The sequence below is a fragment of the Arthrobacter mobilis genome (genome assembly GCF_012395835.1).
In the GTDB taxonomy this organism is placed as follows: Bacteria; Actinomycetota; Actinomycetes; order Actinomycetales; family Micrococcaceae; genus Crystallibacter; species Crystallibacter mobilis.
Genome location: NZ_JAAZSQ010000001.1, coordinates 276,927 through 296,802, shown reverse-complemented (window position 1 = coordinate 296,802; position 19,876 = coordinate 276,927). Strand labels below are relative to the sequence as shown.

Below are 19,876 nucleotides of genomic sequence, written 5' to 3'. Positions count from 1 at the left end.
ATCCGGGCCTACTTCGGGCTGGCCTCGGATTCGACCTTGATCTTGCCGGAAATGATGTCCGCCTTGATCGTCTCCAGCCCGCTCTTCAGCTCGTCCGGGACGTTCTTCTCCTGGTCGTGGAACGGGGCCAGGGCCACGCCGCCGTTCTCCAGCGTGCCGACGTACGGGGTGTTGTCGAACTTGCCTTCCAGATCCGTCCGGATCACGTCCTCGACGGCCTGGCCCATCAGCTTCATCACGGAGGTCAGGATGAATTCCTCGCCCTTGCCGGCGGTTTCGTAGCCGTCCGCGTCCACCCAGACGACCTTGACGTCCTTGCCCGCGTTGTTGGCCTCGATCACGGCGTCCAGAGTGCCCAGCCCCACCGGCCCGGCAACCGGCATGACCACGTCGGCGCCTTCGTTGATGAAGTTGCGGGTATTGATCTTGCCCTTGCCCTGGTCGTCGAAGTTGCCTACGAAGGTGCCGTTTTGGGCTTCCTTGTTCCAGCCGAGCAGTTCGACGTTGGCGTTGTTCTGCTCGTTGTAGTACTTCACGCCGTCGGCGAAGCCGTCCATGAAGATGGTGACCGTGGGAATCTGGACCCCGCCGTAGGTCGCGACCTTGCCGGTCCCGCTGGTGCCCGCCGCCAGGTAGCCGGCCAGGAAGGCCGCCTGCGCGGTGTCGTAGACAATCGGTTTGACGTTGTCGGTGAACTCCGGATCCGTGTAGTCCACGATGGCGAAGTGCCGGTCCGGGTTCGCCGCGGCGGTCTCCTTGGTGGCATCGCCGAGCAGGAAGCCGACCGTCAGGGTCAGGTCGCAGCCGGCCTGCATCATGCTGTCCAGGTTGGGGACGAAGTCGGTTTCGGCCTTGGACTCGGCTTCCCGGGTCTGGATGCCCAGGTCCTCCTTGGCCTTCATCAGGCCTTCGTAGCTGGACTGGTTGAAGGACCGGTCATCGAAGCCGCCGGCGTCCGAGACAATGCAGCCCAGGTAGTCGGAGGCGCCGGCAGGGGCGGTTCCGGCCGGCTCGTTTTCGGCCGGCGGTGCGCCGCAGCCGGCCAGCACCAGGGCGGAGGCGCCGAGCAGCACGGCCGAGAGACCGGCGCTGCGCCGGACGGCATTGAGGTTGCGCAGGGAGTTCTTCACGGTTCCTCCAGTACAGAAGAAGTATCGCTCCTGGATCCAGGCGCGCAATTATCCCTAGACTAACGCCCGCCGGCCGCAGCATCAGCCGCCGGCGGGGGTTTGGGCAGACATCGTTGGCGATCTGTTACCCGCCGGTAGGTTCCGCCCCGGCCGGCACCGGTCAGGCCGAGGCCGGATGTCCCGCCGCGGCGCGCACCGCCAGCATGGCCGCCGCCGCCATTACCCGCACACCGACGCCAATCGCCTGCTCGTCCGGGGCGTAGTCGCCGCGGTGCAGGTCGAACGTTTCCCCGCCGGGGGTCCGCGTGCCCAGGCGCATCATCGCCCCGGGCACCAGCTGGGTCATCCAGGCGAAGTCCTCCCCGCCCATGGACTGCGGGGTCAGCGTGACGGCTTCAGCCCCCAGTTCCAGGCGCGCCGCTGCCTCCAGCAGCCCGGTCTCGCGCTCGGTGTTGACCACCGGAGGAACCCCGCGGATGTGCTCGAGCCTGACGTCCACCCCGTACGGGGCGGCGACCTGCTGGACCACTTCGTCCACCAGCTCCCCGGCGGCGTGCCAGGCTTCGCCGTCGAGGCAGCGCATGGTGCCGGCCATGACCCCGCGCGCCGGAATAGCGTTCGGCGCGGCGCCGGCCTGGATCTGGCCCCAGACAATGGAAACGGCGCTGCGCACGTCGATCCGCCGGCTGATGACCGCCGGCACGCTGATGGCGATCTGGGCCAGCGCGAAGACCAGGTCCTCGGTCAGGTGCGGCCGCGAAGTATGCCCGCCGCGCCCGGTGAGCTCGATCCTGATGGTGTCCGACGCCGAGGTAATGGCACCGATCCGCGTGCCCACGGTTCCGGCGTCGATGCGCGGGTCGCAGTGCAGCGCCAGGATGCGCGGCACGTCTTCCAGCACGCCCTGCTCGATGACCGCCAGGGCACCGCCGGGCATCGTCTCCTCCGCGGGCTGGAAAATGATCCTGACCCGGCCGTCCAGTTCGCCCTCGATCTGCAGTTCGCGCAGCACCAGGGCCACACCCAGCATTACCGTGGTGTGGATGTCATGGCCGCAGGCGTGGCTGATGCCGCGGTTCGCGGATTCATACTCCAGGCCGGTGTCCTCCAGGATCGGCAGCGCGTCGATGTCCGCCCGCAGCCCGATGATCACCGGGCCATCGCCGATGTCCACGTACAGCCCGGTGCCTTCCAGCTCCTTCGGGTCCAGCCCGGCGGCGCGCAGCCGTTCCAGCAGTTTCCCGGTGGTGCGGAACTCCTTGTGCGACAGTTCCGGATGCTGGTGCAGATCGCGGCGGAACCGCTTCAGCTCATCGAGCAGGGGGGCCGTCCACACGCCCATGTTCGGGATCCTGACCGAGCTCTCTGAAATCTTCTGCACACGAAAACTCTAGCGAGAAGACTGCGGATAGTCCCACCGGGCGTGCCGCCGGCGGACCCCGGCCGCAATGTTGGAGGACGCAGTCAGAGCACGTCGGTGTCGCCGCTGGCCTTCAGGTGCTCGACGGCGGACTTGACCCGCTGCGCGTGCGCCTTGGTGGTGACCAGCAGCGCGTCGGGGGTATCCACCACGACGACGTCGTCGATGCCGATCAGCGCAATCACCCGTTTGGTGTCGGAGACGACGATGCCGGAGGCATTTTCGGCGTACACCCGGGCGCCCTCGCCCAGCACGGTCAGGTTGCCGGTCTCGCTCGCGGCGTTCAGCCGGCCGATGGCGGCGAAGTCGCCGACGTCGTCCCAGCTGAAGGCGCCCGGAATCATCGCCACATCGCCGGCGGCGGCGGCCGGTTCGGCCACGGCGTAGTCAATGGCCGTCTTCGGCAGCGTGGGCCAGACCCGGCGCATCACTTCGCGGCGGGCGGGGGTGTCCCAGGCGGCGGCGATTTCCATCAGCCCGGCGTGCAGCACCGGCTCGTTGGTCTCCAGGTGCTTGAGCAGCAGGTCCACCGGGGCCACGAACATGCCCGCGTTCCAGTGGTAGCCGCCGGCCTCCAGGTAGCCGCGGGCCGTCTCCTCGTCCGGCTTCTCCACGAACTGGGCCACCGCCTGCGCGCTCGGGGCCCCGGCGATCGACATGCCTCCGGCGGTGCGGATGTAGCCGAAGCCGGTGGACGGGTACGTGGGGGTGATCCCGATGGTGACAATGAAACCCTCCGCGGCGGTGTAGACCGCCTCGCGCACCGCCTGCTGGAAGGTCTCGACCGGGGTGATCACCTGGTCCGCGGCGAAGGAACCCATAATGATGGCCGGATCCCGGTGGTGCAGGATTGCCGCAGCCAGGCCGATCGCCGCGGCCGAATCCTTCGGTTCCGGTTCCAGCACCAGGTTGGCGTTCTTGAGGCCGGGCAGCTGCTCCAGCACCGCGCGCCGGTGGGCGCGGCCGGTCACCACCATGGTGCGCCCGTCGGACAGCGGTTCCAGCCGGGCGTAGGTGGCCCGGATCAAGGTGGAGCCGGAGCCGGTCAGGTCGTGCAGGAACTTCGGCGCCGCGGCGCGCGAGAGCGGCCAGAGCCTGGTCCCCACCCCGCCGGCCGGAATGACGCCGTAAAAACGCGCCAGGACATCATCTTCATTCAGTGAACCGAAGGTATTCATCCCTTCAAAGGTAAACCCCGCCGGGGCCGGGGCCTTCATCCTGCCCGGCGATCCACACCGCCGGCCTCGGCCCGCCCGCCCCCGCGACGGCGCGGCGGCGGCCGGCAGGCAGGCAGGGCCGCTATTTAAGAAAGAAAATTGTTGCGTAAATCCCCGGCGCATTTTCCTGATCCGAAACCGGGAAATACTGCTGTTAACTAGCTCACAATGGGCCGTTCGTAAATTGAATAAGCTCTTAGCGAAGCCTAGATTAGTCTTGTTTAAGAGTGCGCTCGCAACGGCGTCATCACTTGCGTGGAAGCCGCGCAAACGCCCGTGCGATGCAGGGAGGTCATTTCGTGTCGAAGACACCAGCAGGAACCCTCTACCGCGGCCGCGAAGGCATGTGGTCCTGGGTAGGACACCGTGTAACCGGCGTCGCAATATTTTTCTTTCTCTTGGTACATGTGCTGGACACCGCGCTGGTGCGTGTTTCCCCTGATGCCTACAACGCAGTCATCGCAACGTACAAGAATCCCTTCATGGCCCTGCTGGAGGCCGGCCTGGTCGCGGCCATCGTCTTCCACGCCTTCAACGGCCTGCGCGTGATTCTCATCGACTTCTGGAAGAAGGGGCCCAAGTACCAGGCCAAGATGCTCTGGGGCGTCATCGGACTGTGGGTTGTCGTCATGGTTCCGTTCCTCATCCGCCACCTTTCGCTTGCCTTTACCGGGGGTCACTAAGTCATGGCTGTTTCCACTGAAATCCAGGCGCCCCGCAGCGGGCGCATCGCACCCGAGTACACGCGCCACGGCCGTTCCAAGGGCAACTTCGAGATGGGCGCCTGGCTCTTCATGCGCCTGTCCGGCGTGGTGCTGGTGGTGCTGATCTTCGGCCACCTGTTCGTGAACCTGATGGTCGGCGAGGGCGTGCACGCCATCGACTTCGGCTTCGTCGCCGGCAAGTGGGCCGATCCGTTCTGGCAGGTGTGGGATCTGTCGATGCTGTGGCTGGCCATGCTGCACGGCACCAACGGCGTGCGCACGATCATCAACGACTACGCGGAGAAGGACGGCACGCGCATCACGCTCAAGACCATCCTCTACGTGGCCTCCGCCGTCATTGTCGTCCTGGGCACCCTGGTGATCTTCACCTTCGATCCGTGCCCGGCCGGCGCCGCCGCCGAACTGCTGCCGTCCTTCTGCCAGGCATAGTTCCGGCAGCCGGCCCGGGACAGGAACTGCCCGGGCCGGCGCCCGCACTCCCCCATCTTTAGATCCAACAGAAAGAGCATCCAGCATGCAGGTCCACAAGTACGACGTCGTCATTGTCGGTGCCGGTGGCGCCGGTATGCGCGCCGCGATCGAATCCGGCCAGCGCGCACGAACCGCAGTACTGACCAAGCTCTACCCCACCCGTTCACACACCGGCGCAGCCCAGGGCGGCATGTGCGCCGCCCTGGCCAACGTCGAGGAAGACAACTGGGAATGGCACACCTTCGACACGATCAAGGGTGGCGACTACCTGGTGGACCAGGACGCCGCGGAGGTCATGGCGAAGGAAGCCATCGACGCCGTACTTGACCTGGAAAAGATGGGCCTGCCGTTCAACCGCACGCCCGAGGGCAGGATCGACCAGCGCCGCTTCGGCGGGCACACCCGCGACCACGGCAAGGCCCCGGTCCGCCGGGCCTGCTACGCCGCGGACCGCACCGGGCACATGATCCTGCAGACGCTCTACCAGAACTGCGTCAAGCACAACGTCGAGTTCTACAACGAGTACTACGTGCTGGACCTGCTCGTCCTCGAGGAGGACGCCGTCCGCGAGGACGGCACCGCCTACAAGCAGAAGCGCGTGGCCGGCGTCGTCAGCTACGACCTGGCCAGCGGCGAAATCCACGTGTTCCAGGCCAAGTCCGTGGTCTTTGCCTCCGGCGGTGTGGGCAAGGTCTTCAAGACCACCTCCAACGCCCACACCCTGACCGGCGACGGCATGGCCATCGCCTTCCGCCGCGGCATTCCGCTGGAGGACATGGAGTTCGTCCAGTTCCACCCCACCGGCCTGGCCGGCCTGGGCATCCTGCTCTCCGAGGCCGCCCGCGGCGAAGGCGCCATCCTGCGCAACTCCGAGGGCGAGCGCTTCATGGAGCGCTACGCCCCGACCATCAAGGACCTGGCGCCCCGCGACATCGTGGCCCGCTCCATGGCCCTGGAGGTGCGCGAGGGCCGCGGCTGCGGCCCGAACAAGGACTATGTGCTCCTGGACCTGACCCACCTGGAACCGGCGCACATCGACGCCAAGCTCCCGGACATTACCGAATTCGCCCGCACCTACCTCGGCGTCGAGCCCTACACCGAGCCGGTGCCGGTCTTCCCGACGGCGCACTATGCCATGGGCGGCATCCCGACCAACATCAAGGGCGAGGTGCTGCAGGACAACGACACGGTCATCCCGGGCCTGTACGCTGCCGGCGAGGTGGCCTGTGTGTCCGTCCACGGCTCGAACCGCCTGGGCACCAACTCCCTGCTGGACATCAACGTCTTCGGCAAGCGCGCCGGCATCTACGCCGCCGAGTACGCCCAAACCGCCGATTTCGTCGAGGTGCCCGAAGGCGCGGATGCGGACACCATCCGCCTGGTCGAGAGCGTGCGCAACGCCAACGGCACCGAGCGCGTGGCGCAGCTGCGCAAGGAACTGCAGGACACCATGGACGCCAACGTCCAGGTGTTCCGCACCGAGCAGTCCCTGAACGAGACGCTGAACGTCATCGCCTCGCTGCGCGAGCGGTACCGGAACATCAGCATCCAGGACAAGGGCAAGCGCTTCAACCTGGACCTGCTCGAGGCCGTGGAGCTGGGCTTCCTGCTGGACATGGCCCAGGTCATGACCGTGGCCGCGCTGCACCGCAAGGAATCCCGCGGCGGCCACTTCCGCGAGGACTACCCGGACCGCGACGACGCCAACTACATGCAGCATTCCATGGCCTACCTGGACGACACGGCACAGGCCGGGACTGTCGCCGGCATCCGGCTCGATACCAAGCCGGTTGTCTTCACGCGCTACGAACCGATGGTGAGGAAGTACTAATGACCGCGCAGAATACCGAACCCGTCGAGCCCGCCTCGAAGGTCGACCTGGCTCCCGGCGTCGGGGGCGGCGGCGAAATCCCCAGCTTCGACATCACGCTGAAGGTCCGCCGGTACAACCCGGAGGTCTCCGAGGAAGCCCGCTGGGACGAGTTCAAGCTGACCATGTACGGCACGGACCGCGTGCTGGATGCACTGCACAAGGTCAAGTGGGAGCATGACGGCTCGGTCTCCTTCCGCCGTTCCTGCGCCCACGGCGTGTGCGGCTCCGATGCCATGCGCATCAACGGCCGCAACCGGCTGGCCTGCAAGACGCTGCTGAAGGACCTGGACACGTCCAAGCCGATCACCGTCGAGCCGATCAAGGGCCTGCCGGTGGAGAAGGACCTGATCGTGGACATGGAGCCGTTCTTCCAGTCCTACCGCGAGATCATGCCCTTCCTGATCAGCAGCGGCCACGAGCCCACGCGCGAACGCCTGCAGTCCCCCGAGGACCGCGAGCGGTTCGATGACACGACCAAGTGCATCCTCTGCGCCGCCTGCACCTCGTCCTGCCCGGTCTTCTGGACCGACGGGCAGTACTTCGGCCCGGCCGCCATCGTCAACGCGCACCGCTTCATCTTCGATTCGCGCGACGACGCCGGCGACATGCGCCTGGAGATCCTCAACGACAGGGAAGGCGTGTGGCGCTGCCGCACCACCTTCAACTGCTCCGAGGCATGCCCGCGCGGCATCCAGGTGACCAAGGCGATCGCCGAGGTCAAGCAGGCCGTACTCAACCGCAGGATCTAGACCCGCCCACCCACACCAGTGCACGAAGGCACCGGTCCGCCGCGCAGGCCGGACCGGTGCCTTCGTGCTATCCCCGGACCGCTGCCCGGTCCACAGCAGGCTGCAGGCACAAGGAGGACGGATGCCAGGGATTGAACAAGTCAAGTTCGCCGGGCTGGGCGGCACGGTGCTGGCCGGGACCGTCGACCTGCCGGACACGCAGGTCCGGGCGTGGGCGGTCTTCTGCCACGGCTTCGCCCTGGGCAAGAACAGCGCGGCGGCCGCGCGGATCTCCAAGGCCCTGGCCCGGCACGGCATCGGCGTGCTGCGCTACGACGCGGCCGGCATTGGTGCCTCGACCGGCGACTGGCACGACGGCACCTTCACCACCAAGGTCGCCGAAATCGGCTGCGCGGCGCGCTTCATGCGGGAAACGGGCCGCACCATCTCGCTGCTGATCGGCCATTCCCTCGGCGGCGCCGCGGTCCTGGACGCGGCCCCGGACCTGGACGAGGTGGACGCCGTGGTCACCGTCGGCGCCCCGTTCGAGCCCCGGCACGTGGTCCACCTCTTCGACCATGTGCTCGACGACGTCCTGGCCCACGGCGCCGCCGACATCACGCTGGGCGGCAAACGCCTGCGCATCCGCCGGCAGCTGGTCCATGACCTGGAACAGGCGGACCTGACCGCCCGGATCGCCTCGCTGGACCGGCCGCTGCTGGTCATGCACTCCCCCACCGACTCGACGGTGGGCGTGGAGAACGCCGGCCGGATCTTCCAGGCCGCCCGCCATCCGAAGTCCTTCATTTCCCTCGAAGGCAGCGACCACCTGCTGACCGACCGGGTGCAGAGCGACCGGGCCGGACTGATCATCGCTGCCTGGGCGAACCAGTACCTGGAGCTGGAAGATCCCATCGGCTGACCGTGAGCGGACCGCCCGCCGGAACCTTCGCCGTGCCGCGCCGCAGCGCCCAGGAGTGTCTGCGGATGCGCCGCGCCCTGCGGCTCAGGTGCCGCCGGGCTTCGGCGTCGGCCTTGCCCAGGGCCCCCCACGCGGTGGCGAGCAGGTACAGCTGGCTCAGGAAATAGAACCAGACGAACAGCCCCAGGATCACCGCGAACGGTGCCAGCAGCGGATTCCGGGAGACGCTGGCGAGCAGGACCGAAGCGAAGTAGCGCAGCACGGTGCTGCCGACGCCGGCGATCAGCGCCGCCTGGAACATCACCGGCCGGGGCATCCGCAGCCCGGAAGCGGCCCGGAACAGGATGACCGCCACCAGCATGTCCAGCAGCAGCATGACCAGGATCCCGCTGGTCCTGGTCAGCGGCCCCGCCACCGCAGCGTCCAGCCGCAGCAGGTCGACGACCAGGTCCAGCACCGTACTGGCGGCTGCCGCCACGGCGGTGGTGATGACCAGCGCCACCGCCAGCACCAGCAGCGTGCCGCTGTCCTTGAGCTTGACGAGCACCGGGTTCGCCTCCAGCGGCGGCAGGTCGAAAACTCCCCGCATCCCTTCGCGGAGGCTGGCGATCCAGCGCAGCGCGGTCAGGACCATGGCCGCGAGGGAAACCGCCAGCGTCACGCCCAGTGCGCCGCCCTGGGAAAAGAGCTGCTCCGGGGTGGCCAGACCGCCGCCGCCGGTGTTGATCAGCCCGGGCGTGGAGTCATTGACGACGTCGACGACGAGTTTCTGCAGCTGGCGGTTTCCGGAGACGATGATCCCGAACACCGAGAACCCTGCCACCAGCATGGCGGCCACCGAGAAGAACATGTTGTAGGCGCTGCCGGCGGCCATCAGCGGCCCGTGCCGCATGTCGTAGAGCCGCCAGGCCCGCACCGGGCGCAGTGTTTCGAACCTGGCCGCCAGGTAATGGAACCAGGCGGCGGCGGCCCGGATACCGCCGGCGCGCCTGGCCTGCAGCAGCGCCCGCCGCTTTCGCAGCATGTGCAGTGTCAGCGCCTGCCGGTCCAGCGGATGCGGTCCGCCCCTAGCGCCCTTCTGCTCCCGGACCGGCGTCTGCGTCAAAGCTCAGCTCTTCCCGTAGGATCCACACGCCCGACGGGTCGTGCTCGTACAGGCCCATGCTACTGACCGTGAATGACGCCGTATACCCGGCCAGCTCGTACTCGGCGGCGTCCATGCTGGCGTGGCTCACACCGTGCGCGACGGTGACGTGCGGATGGAACTCGAACTCCAGGTCCCTGGCCAGCGGCCCGGACTGCAGCTTCCGGTGCAGCTCGACGCAGGAGTCGAAGCCCTCGGAGACATTCACGTAGACCACCGGGGAAACCGGCCTGAAGGTGCCGGTGCCCTGCATGGTCACCGTGAACGGTGCCTGCTCGCGCGCCACCTGGCGCACATGCTCGGCAGCGGCATCCCAGTCGGTGACCGGGGTGGTGGTGACCAGCGTGATGTGCGGCGGGATGACGGCGGCCAGCGGGTCGCCGAAGGACGCCCGCCAGTTCTCCAGCTCGGTAGCCATCGGTTCGGGGATCCCGATCACCACGCCGGCCAGGCCCACTGCCGCGGCAGGTTCCGGGGCGTCCAGCCCGGCGATGCCGGCCTGGAGCGCGATGCTGCTGTCCCGGAACTGGCGGCTCATTGCTGGCGCGGGCTCCCGGGACGGAGGAACCCGACCTTGTCGTACACATCGGCGAGCGTGGCCGAGGCGATCCCGCGTGCCTTCTCGGCGCCGCGGGCCAGCAGCCGGTCCAGCTCGGCCGGGTCGTCGAGCAGCTCGTGCGCCCGCTGCTGGATCGGGGTCAGGGTCTGCACCACGATCTCGGCCAGGTCGGTCTTGAGGTGGCCGTACATCTTGCCTTCGTAGTCGGCCACAAGCTGCTCCACGCTCCTGCCGCTGAGGCTGGCGTAGATGGTCAGCAGGTTCGAGATGCCGGGCTTGGCCTCGCGGTCGAAGCTGATCCGGGTGCCGTCGTCGGTGACCGCCGACTTGATCTTCTTGGCCGCCTGCTTGGGGCTGTCCAGGATATTGATCAGGCCGGCCGGGGATTCGGCGGACTTGGACATCTTGGCGCGGGGCTGCTGCAGATCGTAGATCTTCGCCCCCTCCTTCTGGATCACCGGCTCCGGAACGACAAACGTCTCGCCGAAACGGTGGTTGAAGCGCTGGGCGAGGTTCCGGGCCAGTTCCAGGTGCTGGCGCTGGTCCTCGCCCACCGGCACGCCATAGGGCCGGTAGAGCAGGATGTCCGCAGCCATCAGCACCGGGTAGGCGAACAGCCCGACACTGGCCTGGTCGGAGCCGTGCTTCTGGGTCTTGTCCTTGAACTGGGTCATCCGCGAGGCTTCGCCGAAGCCGGTGATGCAGTTGAGCACCCAGGCCAGCTCGGCGTGCTCGGGCACGTGGGACTGGACGAAGAGCGTGCACTTGTCCACGTCGATGCCGCCGGCAATGTACTGCGCGGCGGTGATCCGGGTGCGCCTGGCCAGGTCCGCCGGATCGTAGTCGACGGTGATGGCATGCATGTCCGGGACGAAGAAGATCGCATCGTACTCGTCCTGCATGGCCACCCAGTTGACCAGCGCGCCCAGGTAGTTGCCCAGGTGCAGGGAGTCGGCCGAGGGCTGCATTCCGGAGAGCAGCCGCTGGCGCTGTCCGGCGGCCGCGGACGACGGCGCGCCCGCCTTCGGTGCCGTGGCGGTGGTATCAGTGGTGCTGGCAGTCATGGAATGAAGGGAACTTTCTAGAACTGGTAGTCGATGACCACCGGTGCGTGGTCGGAGAAGCGGGCATCGTAGGAGGCGGCGCGGTCCACGACGGCGTTCAGCGCAAGCGCGGCGAGCTCCGGCGTGGCCATGTGGTAGTCGATGCGCCAACCGGTGTCCTTGTCGAAGGCCTGCCCGCGCCAGGACCACCAGGTGTAGGGTCCGTCCACGTCCCCGGCCAGCAACCGGTGGACATCGGTGAAGCCGATCTCGTCGCCGAAGAACCGGTCGAAGTAGGCACGTTCCTCGGGCAGGAAACCGGCCCGCTTGACGTTGCCCTTCCAATTCTTGATGTCCAGGGTGGTGTGGCCGACGTTCAGGTCGCCGACCACCAGGGTGTAGTCCCGGGTGGACTTCAGTTCGGGCAGCCGGCCGGCCATGGCATCCAGGAAGCGGTACTTGTCCACCTGCTTCGGCGTGTCCGCCTCGCCGGAATGGACGTAGGCGCTGACCACGGTGAACACCTTCGTGCCGGTGCCGGCGTCGACCTCGAAGTCGGCCTCGACCCAGCGGCCGGAGGTGGCGAAGTAGTCATGGCCGATGTGCCCGCGGGTGGCCACCGGCGCCTGGCGGGAGGCGATAGCCACGCCGGCGCGGCCCTTGGCCTCCGCCTCGGCATGCAGGATATGCCAGCCGTCGCCGAGCAGTTCGCGGACCACCGCGTCCGGCGCGCGCACTTCCTGCAGGCACAGGATGTCCACGTCCCGGTCCGCCAGCCACGCGTCCATGCCCCGCTTGTAGGCGGCACGGATACCGTTGACGTTCACGGACGCGACCCGCAGCCGCGGTCCTGTACCGGCCGCTGCGGCGGCCTGGGGTGCCTGCACGATTGCTTCGGTTGCCAAACTCACTCGACTACCTTACCCGCGCCGGATGATTAGTTGACAACCGTGCCGCTGACCGGCTCGCCGCCGTCGTCCTTCTTAATCATGCCGCGGCCGTTGTGCGCGGTGATCTCGATGGTTTCGAGAGCGCGCTCGACCATGCCGCTGTCCTTGCCCAGGTAGTCGCGGATCACGCGGGCCTGCACCTGGACGATCTTGAAGCTGTGGTCCAGCTTCTGGTCCCGCACGGCGTTGATCCGGGTGACCTCCTCTTCCACCAGCTCGGTGCCGCCGTGCGGCCCGCTGCCGTGCCGGGACGCCTGGCCGGCGAGGTCGGCCTGGATGGTGGCGAACTTCTCGCGGGCCTTCCGGGTGGCCCCGCGCACGCCGAACACCACGAAGGCGGCCAGGACCAGCCAGCCCAGCGAAATGATGGCCACGATCCAGCCGATCACGTCGTTCTGGTTCGCGGCGAAGACCACGGCGACCAGGAACACCAGCACCATCACGGCCATGCCGATATTGCCTGCCTTGAACGGCCAGCCCCGGGGTGCGGAGGTGGCGGCGGGCGGGAGGGAGTTATTGCCGAGTGAACGCATGGGGCCATTGTCTCAAATCCGCGCACCGGCTTCCGCGCCTTCCACCGGAGGCGAACGGACAGCGCCGCAGTGACGTCCGCCGCAAACGGGCGCAGCGGCGGGTGCGGCGGTCAACCCGCCGGGGTCCAGCCCAGCTGCGGCGCGATCCGCTCGGCGGCCAGCTGCAGCGTCCGCCGGTGCAGTTCCGGCGACCCCACGGACGGCAGCGCCACCGTCAGGTGCGTGGCCTGCTGCAGGGCCTCGTCGGCCAGCAGCGCCGCCAGAATCGCCTCCGGATCCCCGTGGTACGCCGGGCTGTACCGCAGGGCGGCGCCGGAAACCGGCCGGCCCTGCGCGTCCATGCGCGCGGCATAGAAGGCCAGCCAGTCCTGCAGCTCCTCGCCGTCGGTCCCGGTCAGATAGGGCAGGATGATCCGCGAGACGCTGATCCGCGGGGCGCGCTGCGGCTCCTGCCGGGCCAGCACCTGCTTGTAGGCGCGGATCTGTTCGGCCTGGCGCACATCGAAAGGCTCGCCGGTCTCTTCGGTATTCAGCGTCGAGACCTGCAGATCGAAGCCCTGCCGGGCCGCCTGCTCCGCCGAGGCCAGGCTCCCGGCGCCGTACCACAGCCGGCGCGCCAGTTCAGGAGCCGGCGGGGTCAGGGTCAGCTCGTCGCCGGCCGGCAGGGTGGAAAAGGGCTCCTCCAGCACCGCGAGGACGTCCCCGCGCAGCGCCGCGAGCAGGCGGGAGAGCCGGCGCTGGACCTCGGCGCGGAAATCCGGGCCGCCGGCGGCGAACAGCTCCTCCAGCACCGGTGCCGGGTAGCCGCTGCTCAGGCCCAGTTCCAGCCGGCCGCCGCTGAGCAGGTCCAGGTTGGCCGCGTCCTCGGCCAGCCGGACCGGATCCTCGTACCGGACGGGCACGACGCCGGTCCCCAGCCGCAGCCGGCCGGTCTGCTGGGAGACCGCGGTCAGGAAGATCAGCGGGGAGGACAGGAACGGCTCGAAATGCCGGTTGCGCACCCAGCCGGCGTCGTAGCCGAGTTCCTCGGCCCGGCGGAACAGCCCGATGCCGTCCTGCAGCGCCCGCGCGGCATCCGCCGGACTGGTCCGGCGGCCGGCGTTGTGGACGAAGCTGAGGAAGCCCAGCTCCAGGCGCTGCCCGGACGGCGGGTTTGTTGACGAATCAGCCGGCACGCCGCCAGCATACCGCCGCTACCACTGGACCAGGCAGAACGGATGCCCCGCGGGGTCCACGTAGACGCGGAAGGTGCCGGTGCCGGAGTCCATGCTCGTCGCGCCCAGCTGCAGCACCAGTTCCTCGGCGATGTCCAGGTCCCGGACCTTGACATCGATATGCATCTGCTGCGGATGCTCCTGCCCCGGCCACTGCGGCGGCTCATAGTCGTCAACCTGCTGGAAGGCGATGGCGGGCCGGTCCGGCGCATCCCCGATGCTGATCCAGCCCTCGGCATGCTGGACCCTGATCATGCCCAGCAGCTGCTCATAGAAGGTTGCCAGCTTGTCCGGGTCGGCACAGTCAATGACCAGTGCCTGCCATGTGCCAATCATCGCCAGCTCCTTTTCAGGTACAGGATGCTCTCGTGCAGTGTGCTCTCATGCAGTGGGGCCGGATGCCGTCGGCTCCTTCCATCATGGCCCGGCCCCGGACAGTTGGCTAGCACGCAATGACCTAAGAGAGCTGCCGGGGGTCCCCGTCCTGAGCTTGCGAAGGCGGGGCGGGCAGCGAACGCTAGCTGAGGAACAGGCGGCGCAGCCGCGCGGTGGTCAGGACCAGCCCGAGCAGGATCATCACCAGGTAGTAGAGGATGTGCAGGCCGGTGGCCGCGGTCACCGCACCCGCGCTGAGCTGGCGCAGCAGCTCCACCCCGTGCCACAGCGGCAGCGCCTGGACCATCCACTGGACCGGCTCCGGGTAGACGCTCAGCGGATAGAAGGTCGCGGAGAACAGGAACATCGGCAGCATGACGAAGCTGATCCAGTCCATCTGCTGGAAGGTCTTCATGAAGCTGGTCACGCCCATCCCGAAGGAGGCGAACCCGAAGGCCACCAGCACCGCGGCCGGGACCATCAGCAGCGCCCACGGCGCCGTGACCAGGCCCATCACCCCCATCACGGCCGTGAAGCCGGTGGCGTAGAGCGCCCCGCGCAGCAGCGCCAGCAGGATCTCGCCCAGGGCCACATCCAGCGGACCCAGCGAGGTGTTCAGCATCCCCTCGTACAGCTTGGCGTAATTGAGCTTGAAGAACACGTTCCAGGTCGAATCGTAGACCGCGCCATTCATCGCCGAGACCGCCAGCAGGGCCGGCGCGATGTAGTTGGCGTACCCGATCCGTTCCCCGCCCGGCCCCTCCACGGTCCCGATCAGCGACCCCAGGCCGACGCCCATCGCCACCAGGTACAGCACCGGCTCCACGAACCCGCTGGCCGTGATGGCCCAGTTGCTGCCCCAGGTGGCCTTCAGCCCGCGGGCGAACACGGCGCGCACGTTGCCGGCGTAGAGCGAGGCCAGCGGACGGCCGGACAGGACCGGCAGCTGCGCCGGCTGCTTCCGGCTGGTCCCGCCCAAGGTCTGCCGGCTCATGTCCCCAGCCGGCGCGCATAGACCCGCCGGGCCAGCAGCCAGCCGGCTGCCGCCAGCAGGGCCAGGTAGCACACGCGCAGGACCGTCAGCCAGGCCGGCTCCACCTGCCCGTAGCCGGCCACACGGCCCAGTTCGGTGGAGTGCCACAGCGGCGAGATCCAGCCGAACCAGCGTACCGCCGGCGGCATGGCCTCCAGCGGAAAGAACGTCCCGGAGAACAGGAACAGCGGCATCACGACAAAGCGCTGGACCAGGGCGAACTGGCCCTTCTCGTCTTCGATCCCCGAGGCGTAGGCCATCAGCGGCAGCCCGAAGGCGAACCCGCCCAGTGCCGCGGTGGGGATCATGGCCCAGCCGGAAGCCTCCGGCACCGCCCCGAACAGCAGCAGGAACAGGAAGTACAGCCCGCAGGTCAGCAGCAGCCGGCACAGCACGCCCAGGCAGTGGCCGTTGACCAGCTGGCGGCTCGCCAGCGGGGTGGCCTGGGGCCCGTAGTAGGTCCGCCGCCACTTGAAGCCGGACATCACCGGATAGGTGTTTTCCTCCGCCGCCACCATGATGGCCGCCGTCGCCAGCAGGGCGGGCGCGACGAAAACCAGATAGGGCACCGCGCGGCCGGCACCCAGCGGAACGCCGCCGGCACCGGTGTTGGCATCCACCAGCGCGGCCAGGCCCACCCCCATGGCAAACAGGTAGACCAGCGGCGTGCCTACGGCGGTCAGGAGCACCGTCCAGCCGTAGCCGCGCATGGCGCGCAGCCAGTGCTCCAGGACGTACAGCGACCCGAGCCGGCGCACCCTGGCCGCCGACTCCAGCGGGGACAGCGGCGGACGCAGTCCGTCCCGGGCCGGCAGGCCGCCGGCCGTGCCGGCTGCGTTGTTGGTGGTCCGCCGGATCTCAGTCAATCAGGCTCCTGCCGGTCAGGCGCAGGAACACATCCTCCAGGCTCGAACGGCGCACCAGCGACGTCAGCGGGCGCAGCCCGCGGCCGGAGACCTGCTCCAGTGCCGCCTCGCCGTCATCGGCATAGATCAGCACACGGTCCGGCAGCGCTTCCTGCCGCTCGCCAATGCCGCCCAGTTCGGCGGCCACCGCGGCATTGCGCTCCGAGCCGAACCGCAGCTCGAGCACCTCGCGGGTGGAATGTTCGCGGATCAGCGCGGCCGGGGAACCCTCGGCCATGATCCGGCCCTTGTCCACCACAATCAGCCGGTCGCACAGCTGCTCCGCCTCGTCCATGTAGTGGGTGGTCAGGATCAGCGTAACCCCGCTCTCCTTGAGCCGGAAGAGCCGGTCCCACAGGATGTGCCGGGCCTGCGGGTCCAGCCCCGTGGTGGGCTCGTCCAGCAGCAGCATACGGGGGTCGTTGACCAGCGACCGGGCGATGGTCAGCCGCCGCTTCATCCCGCCCGAGAGCGCATCGACCTTGGCCCTGGCCTTGTCCGCCAGCTGGGCGAACTCCAGCAGCTCGTCGGCCTTGGGCCGCAGGTAGCTGTGCGGCAGGCCGAAATAGCGCCCGTAGACGATGAGGTTGTCCCGCACCCGCAGCTCCTGGTCCAGGTTGTCCTGCTGCGGCACGACGCCGAGGTGCGCCCGGATCTCGGGACCATGGCGGTCCGGATCCAGCCCCATGATGGCCAGCTCCCCCGAGGTGCGCCGGGAGACGCCGCCGATCATGCGCATGGTGGTGGACTTGCCTGCCCCGTTGGGGCCGAGCAGGCCGAAGGATTCACCGGCCCGAACCTGGAAGGAGATGGCGTCGACCGCGGTGAAGTCGCCGAACTTCTTAGTCAGGTTCCGCGCGGAAACCACGATGTCCCCGCGGCCGGCGGAATCTGGGCGGTGCGCCTGGGACACCCGGACAGCTTATGCCCGATCCGCCCGGCGCGAAAAGCCATCGACTTACCCGATAACGCCCTTTTCACGGCCGGAAGCGGGCGTCATCCGCCAAGTCGATCAGAGGGGCCGGGGCCGCAGGGTGTTCGGGACCGCGCTTGCCGCATAATTGACCATCGTCCGTGCACGGTCCGTCAGCCGGATGGCTTCGGGCCAGATCATCCGCACTGCAATCGGCTTGACGGCCGGAACGATCGGCCTGGCCACCACCTGCCGGCCCTCGTAGCTGGCATCCACCGCCGGGCGCTGGACCAGCACCGAATAGCCCGCACCCCGCCCCACCAGGGACCGGGTCAGTTCGAAATCCGTGGTGCGGTAACGGATCCGCGGCTGCACGCCGGCATCCTCGAACAGGGACATCGTGTGGTGGCTGCTCGGCGGGGCATCCAGCAGGATCATCGGATCCTCGGCCAGCGCGGCCAGGGTGACCTGTTCCTGGCCGGCGAGCCGGTGGCCGTCCGGCAGCAGCACGTAGGCGGCCACTTCGTAGAGCAGCACGGAGCCCAGCCCGGGCCGCAGGTCCATGTCGTAGACCACCGCCAGATCCAGCTCGCCCGCGAAGAGGCGCTCCTGCATCTCGTCCTGGGTGCCCTCGACGAAATCCAGCTGGACCTTCGGGTGGTTCACCGAGAACCCTTCCAGCAGCACCGGCAGGATGGTCGCGGCCACTGTCAGATAGCAGCCGACCACCAGCGGCCCGGACAGCTCCTGCCCGCCGCTGCTGGCGTTCAGCTCGAGTTCCTCGGCGTCCCGCAGCAGGCGGACGGCGTGCGAGAACAGGTAGGAGCCCGCCGGGGTCAGCGAGACGCCGTGGGCCTTGCGGCGGACGGTCAGCTGGGTCCGGAAGATCCGCTCCAGTTCCCGCACCGCCGCTGCCACGGCAGTCGGGGACACCCGCAGCTCATCGGCAGCGGCGGCAATGGTGCCGGTTTCGGCCACCGCGACGAAGTAGGACAGCTGGCGCAGGGTGTAGCGTGCCATCGGCCCCCTCCCGCCCATTCCAAGCCTTTTCCTTGGATATATCCAACATTTATGAACTTTACCTGAGGATATGACGGCTGCCACACTCGGAGGCAGGACGGATCACGCAGGCGTGCGGCGCCGGCAGAACCTAAGGAGTCAAGGATGAGCATCGCGGCAGAAGCCCGCCCCGTTCCCACCGCGGACTGGGTGACGATCGAGGATTTGTACCGCAACCCGTTCCCGATCTACCAAAAGATGCGCGCCGAAGCCCCGGTGCACTGGGTGCCGGCCGTCAACCGCTACATGGTCACCAGCTTCGAAGCCTGCCACATCATCGAGCAGGACCAGGAAATCTACTCCGCCAACGAAACCGGGTCCCTGATGAAGCGCGCCATGGGCCATTCCATGCTGCGCAAGGATGACCCGGAGCACGACGTGGAGCGCAAGTCCTACGGCGGCGTGCTGCGCCCGCGTGCCATCAAGGAGACGTGGAACGCCATCTTCCAGGAGAACAGCGACAAGTATCTGGCGCAGCTCAAGGCCGCCGGCCCCGGTGCCGACTTCATCTGGGAGTACGCGGCCCCGTACGCGGCCGAGAACCTGCGCCGGATCATCGGCTTCGAGAACGCCACGCAGGAGGACCTGCAGCGCTGGTCCCAGACCATGATCGACGGCACCGGCAACTACGCCGACGACCCGGAGGTCTGGGCCAAGGCGGAGAAGTCCTCGGCCGAGGTGGACGCCGCCATCGACGAGATGCTGCCGCGCCTGCGGCAGCATCCCAACGCGACCCTGCTCTCGGGTCTGGCGGACATGAAAATCCCGCTGGAATCGATCCGGGCCAACCTGAAGATGACCATCGGCGGCGGGCTTAACGAGCCGCGCGACGTGCTCGGCGTCGCGGTCTGGGCCCTGCTGTCCAACCCGGACCAGCTGGCCCAGGTGCTGGCCCAGCCGGCGCGCTTCACCGACGTCTTCGACGAGGCGATCCGCTGGGTGGCCCCGATCGGCATGTACCCGCGCCAGGTCACCCGCGACACCGTCCTGGAAGGCATGGCCCTGCCCGAGGGCGCCCGGCTCGGCGTGGTCCTCGGCGCCGCCAACCGGGACCCGAAGCAGTTCGAGGACCCGGAGACCTTCAACATCAATCGTGAAAAGAAGCCGCACCTGGCCTTCGGCGGCGGCATCCACTACTGCGCCGGAGCCTGGGTGGCCAAGGCCTCGGTGGCGGCCATTGCACTGCCGCAGGTTTTTGACCAGCTGCCGAACCTGCGGCTGGACCCGGAGCACCCCGCGGTCGACGCCGGCTGGGTCTTCCGCGGCATGGTCAAGTTCCCGGTCCTGTGGGACCAGAAGTAACCGTCAGACACCTCAAGGAAAAGGCAGAACCATCATGGCCAAGATCAGTTTCCATCACGGCGACGGCAGCACGGACGTGCTCGAGGTCGAGCCGGGCACCTCGGTGATGCGCGCGGCGGTCACCAACGGGGTGTCCGGAATTGTGGGTGAGTGCGGCGGGCAGGCGATGTGCGCCACATGCCACGTGTATGTGCGCCAGGAGTACCTGGATGCGCTGCCGCCGGTGGGCGATGACGAGGACGAGATGCTCGACTGCACGGTGGACGAGCGCACGGACCGGTCCCGCCTGGGCTGCCAGGTCAAGGTCGGCGACGGCCTGGAGGCGATCGAGGTCGACGTGCCGGAAAGCCAGGTCTAGGG

At 68.2% G+C, this 19,876-nt stretch carries 21 protein-coding genes; 7 read left to right on the top strand and 14 right to left on the bottom strand.

Annotated elements, in window-relative coordinates; translation table 11 throughout:
• Positions 1–8 precede the first annotated feature (8 nt).
• The 3 genes from HGG74_RS01450 to HGG74_RS01440 all read right to left on the bottom strand — a co-directional run bounded on the left by HGG74_RS01450 (position 9) and on the right by HGG74_RS01440 (position 3,728).
• Entirely contained in the window at positions 9–1,130 is a 1,122-nt protein-coding gene (locus tag HGG74_RS01450; RefSeq protein WP_376766108.1) for a BMP family lipoprotein, read from the bottom strand.
• A 160-nt stretch (positions 1,131–1,290) separates the two neighbouring features.
• Positions 1,291–2,472: an amidohydrolase gene (locus tag HGG74_RS01445; RefSeq protein ID WP_168484735.1), complete on the bottom strand. Its 1,182-nt coding sequence runs from the start codon at positions 2,470–2,472 to the stop codon at positions 1,291–1,293.
• 122 nt (positions 2,473–2,594) lie between these two features.
• Positions 2,595–3,728 (bottom strand): mannose-1-phosphate guanylyltransferase, encoded by a 1,134-nt coding sequence (locus HGG74_RS01440; RefSeq protein ID WP_168484556.1) that lies wholly within the window; start codon positions 3,726–3,728, stop codon positions 2,595–2,597.
• A 338-nt stretch (positions 3,729–4,066) separates the two neighbouring features.
• Between HGG74_RS01440 and sdhC the strand changes: the two genes are divergently transcribed.
• The 5 genes from sdhC (at position 4,067) to HGG74_RS01415 (ending at position 8,486) form a co-directional block, all read left to right on the top strand.
• Complete coding sequence (sdhC, locus tag HGG74_RS01435) at positions 4,067–4,450, top strand: succinate dehydrogenase, cytochrome b556 subunit (protein ID WP_168484555.1); 384 nt, start codon at positions 4,067–4,069, stop codon at positions 4,448–4,450.
• 3 nt (positions 4,451–4,453) lie between these two features.
• Positions 4,454–4,921 carry a succinate dehydrogenase hydrophobic membrane anchor subunit gene (locus HGG74_RS01430; RefSeq protein WP_168484554.1) on the top strand — a complete coding sequence of 156 codons (468 nt, stop codon included), beginning with the start codon at positions 4,454–4,456 and terminating at the stop codon, positions 4,919–4,921.
• Positions 4,922–5,006: 85 nt separating this feature from the next.
• Entirely contained in the window at positions 5,007–6,794 is a 1,788-nt protein-coding gene (gene sdhA / locus HGG74_RS01425; RefSeq protein WP_168484553.1) for a succinate dehydrogenase flavoprotein subunit, read from the top strand.
• On the top strand, positions 6,794–7,585 hold the full coding sequence (locus HGG74_RS01420) for a succinate dehydrogenase iron-sulfur subunit (protein ID WP_168484552.1): 792 nt from the start codon (positions 6,794–6,796) through the stop codon (positions 7,583–7,585). The genes sdhA and HGG74_RS01420 overlap by 1 nt, the downstream gene beginning before the upstream one ends.
• 121 nt (positions 7,586–7,706) lie before the next feature.
• Positions 7,707–8,486, top strand: a complete 780-nt coding sequence (locus tag HGG74_RS01415; RefSeq protein WP_168484551.1) for an alpha/beta hydrolase family protein — start codon at positions 7,707–7,709, stop codon at positions 8,484–8,486.
• On the opposite strand, the gene HGG74_RS01410 is transcribed toward HGG74_RS01415, so the two are convergent.
• The 11 genes from HGG74_RS01410 to HGG74_RS01360 all read right to left on the bottom strand — a co-directional run bounded on the left by HGG74_RS01410 (position 8,434) and on the right by HGG74_RS01360 (position 18,175).
• Positions 8,434–9,591: a YihY/virulence factor BrkB family protein gene (locus tag HGG74_RS01410; RefSeq protein WP_168484550.1), complete on the bottom strand. Its 1,158-nt coding sequence runs from the start codon at positions 9,589–9,591 to the stop codon at positions 8,434–8,436. The two genes, HGG74_RS01415 and HGG74_RS01410, sit on opposite strands and share 53 nt — an antisense overlap.
• Complete coding sequence (locus HGG74_RS01405; RefSeq protein WP_168484549.1) at positions 9,554–10,168, bottom strand: 2'-5' RNA ligase family protein; 615 nt, start codon at positions 10,166–10,168, stop codon at positions 9,554–9,556. Before HGG74_RS01405 ends, HGG74_RS01410 begins: the two co-directional genes overlap by 38 nt.
• A complete protein-coding gene (trpS, locus tag HGG74_RS01400) occupies positions 10,165–11,253 on the bottom strand; it encodes a tryptophan--tRNA ligase (protein ID WP_168484548.1) in 1,089 nt (362 codons plus the stop codon). Before trpS ends, HGG74_RS01405 begins: the two co-directional genes overlap by 4 nt.
• A gap of 17 nt (positions 11,254–11,270) precedes the next feature.
• The gene (locus tag HGG74_RS01395; RefSeq protein WP_376766112.1) at positions 11,271–12,119 is read right to left on the bottom strand and encodes an exodeoxyribonuclease III; all 849 of its coding nucleotides are present in this window, start codon (positions 12,117–12,119) and stop codon (positions 11,271–11,273) included.
• Positions 12,120–12,169: 50 nt separating this feature from the next.
• Complete coding sequence (locus HGG74_RS01390) at positions 12,170–12,715, bottom strand: hypothetical protein (protein ID WP_168484547.1); 546 nt, start codon at positions 12,713–12,715, stop codon at positions 12,170–12,172.
• 110 nt (positions 12,716–12,825) lie between these two features.
• The gene (locus tag HGG74_RS01385) at positions 12,826–13,890 is read right to left on the bottom strand and encodes an LLM class flavin-dependent oxidoreductase (protein ID WP_168484546.1); all 1,065 of its coding nucleotides are present in this window, start codon (positions 13,888–13,890) and stop codon (positions 12,826–12,828) included.
• Between the two features lie 18 nt (positions 13,891–13,908).
• Positions 13,909–14,265, bottom strand: coding sequence for a VOC family protein (locus HGG74_RS01380; RefSeq protein ID WP_168484545.1), 357 nt, complete (start codon positions 14,263–14,265; stop codon positions 13,909–13,911).
• A gap of 181 nt (positions 14,266–14,446) precedes the next feature.
• Positions 14,447–15,298 (bottom strand): ABC transporter permease, encoded by an 852-nt coding sequence (locus HGG74_RS01375; protein WP_168484544.1) that lies wholly within the window; start codon positions 15,296–15,298, stop codon positions 14,447–14,449.
• The gene (locus HGG74_RS01370; protein ID WP_312856689.1) at positions 15,295–16,203 is read right to left on the bottom strand and encodes an ABC transporter permease; all 909 of its coding nucleotides are present in this window, start codon (positions 16,201–16,203) and stop codon (positions 15,295–15,297) included. Before HGG74_RS01370 ends, HGG74_RS01375 begins: the two co-directional genes overlap by 4 nt.
• A complete protein-coding gene (locus HGG74_RS01365) occupies positions 16,196–17,155 on the bottom strand; it encodes an ABC transporter ATP-binding protein (protein WP_168484543.1) in 960 nt (319 codons plus the stop codon). Before HGG74_RS01365 ends, HGG74_RS01370 begins: the two co-directional genes overlap by 8 nt.
• A gap of 99 nt (positions 17,156–17,254) precedes the next feature.
• On the bottom strand, positions 17,255–18,175 hold the full coding sequence (locus HGG74_RS01360; protein WP_168484542.1) for a LysR substrate-binding domain-containing protein: 921 nt from the start codon (positions 18,173–18,175) through the stop codon (positions 17,255–17,257).
• A 144-nt stretch (positions 18,176–18,319) separates the two neighbouring features.
• Here HGG74_RS01360 and HGG74_RS01355 point away from each other — a divergent pair, with 144 nt between their 5' ends.
• Both HGG74_RS01355 and HGG74_RS01350 read left to right on the top strand, forming a co-directional pair.
• Positions 18,320–19,516: a cytochrome P450 gene (locus HGG74_RS01355; RefSeq protein WP_168484541.1), complete on the top strand. Its 1,197-nt coding sequence runs from the start codon at positions 18,320–18,322 to the stop codon at positions 19,514–19,516.
• 34 nt (positions 19,517–19,550) lie between these two features.
• Complete coding sequence (locus tag HGG74_RS01350) at positions 19,551–19,874, top strand: 2Fe-2S iron-sulfur cluster-binding protein (protein WP_168484540.1); 324 nt, start codon at positions 19,551–19,553, stop codon at positions 19,872–19,874.
• Positions 19,875–19,876: the final 2 nt, after the last annotated feature.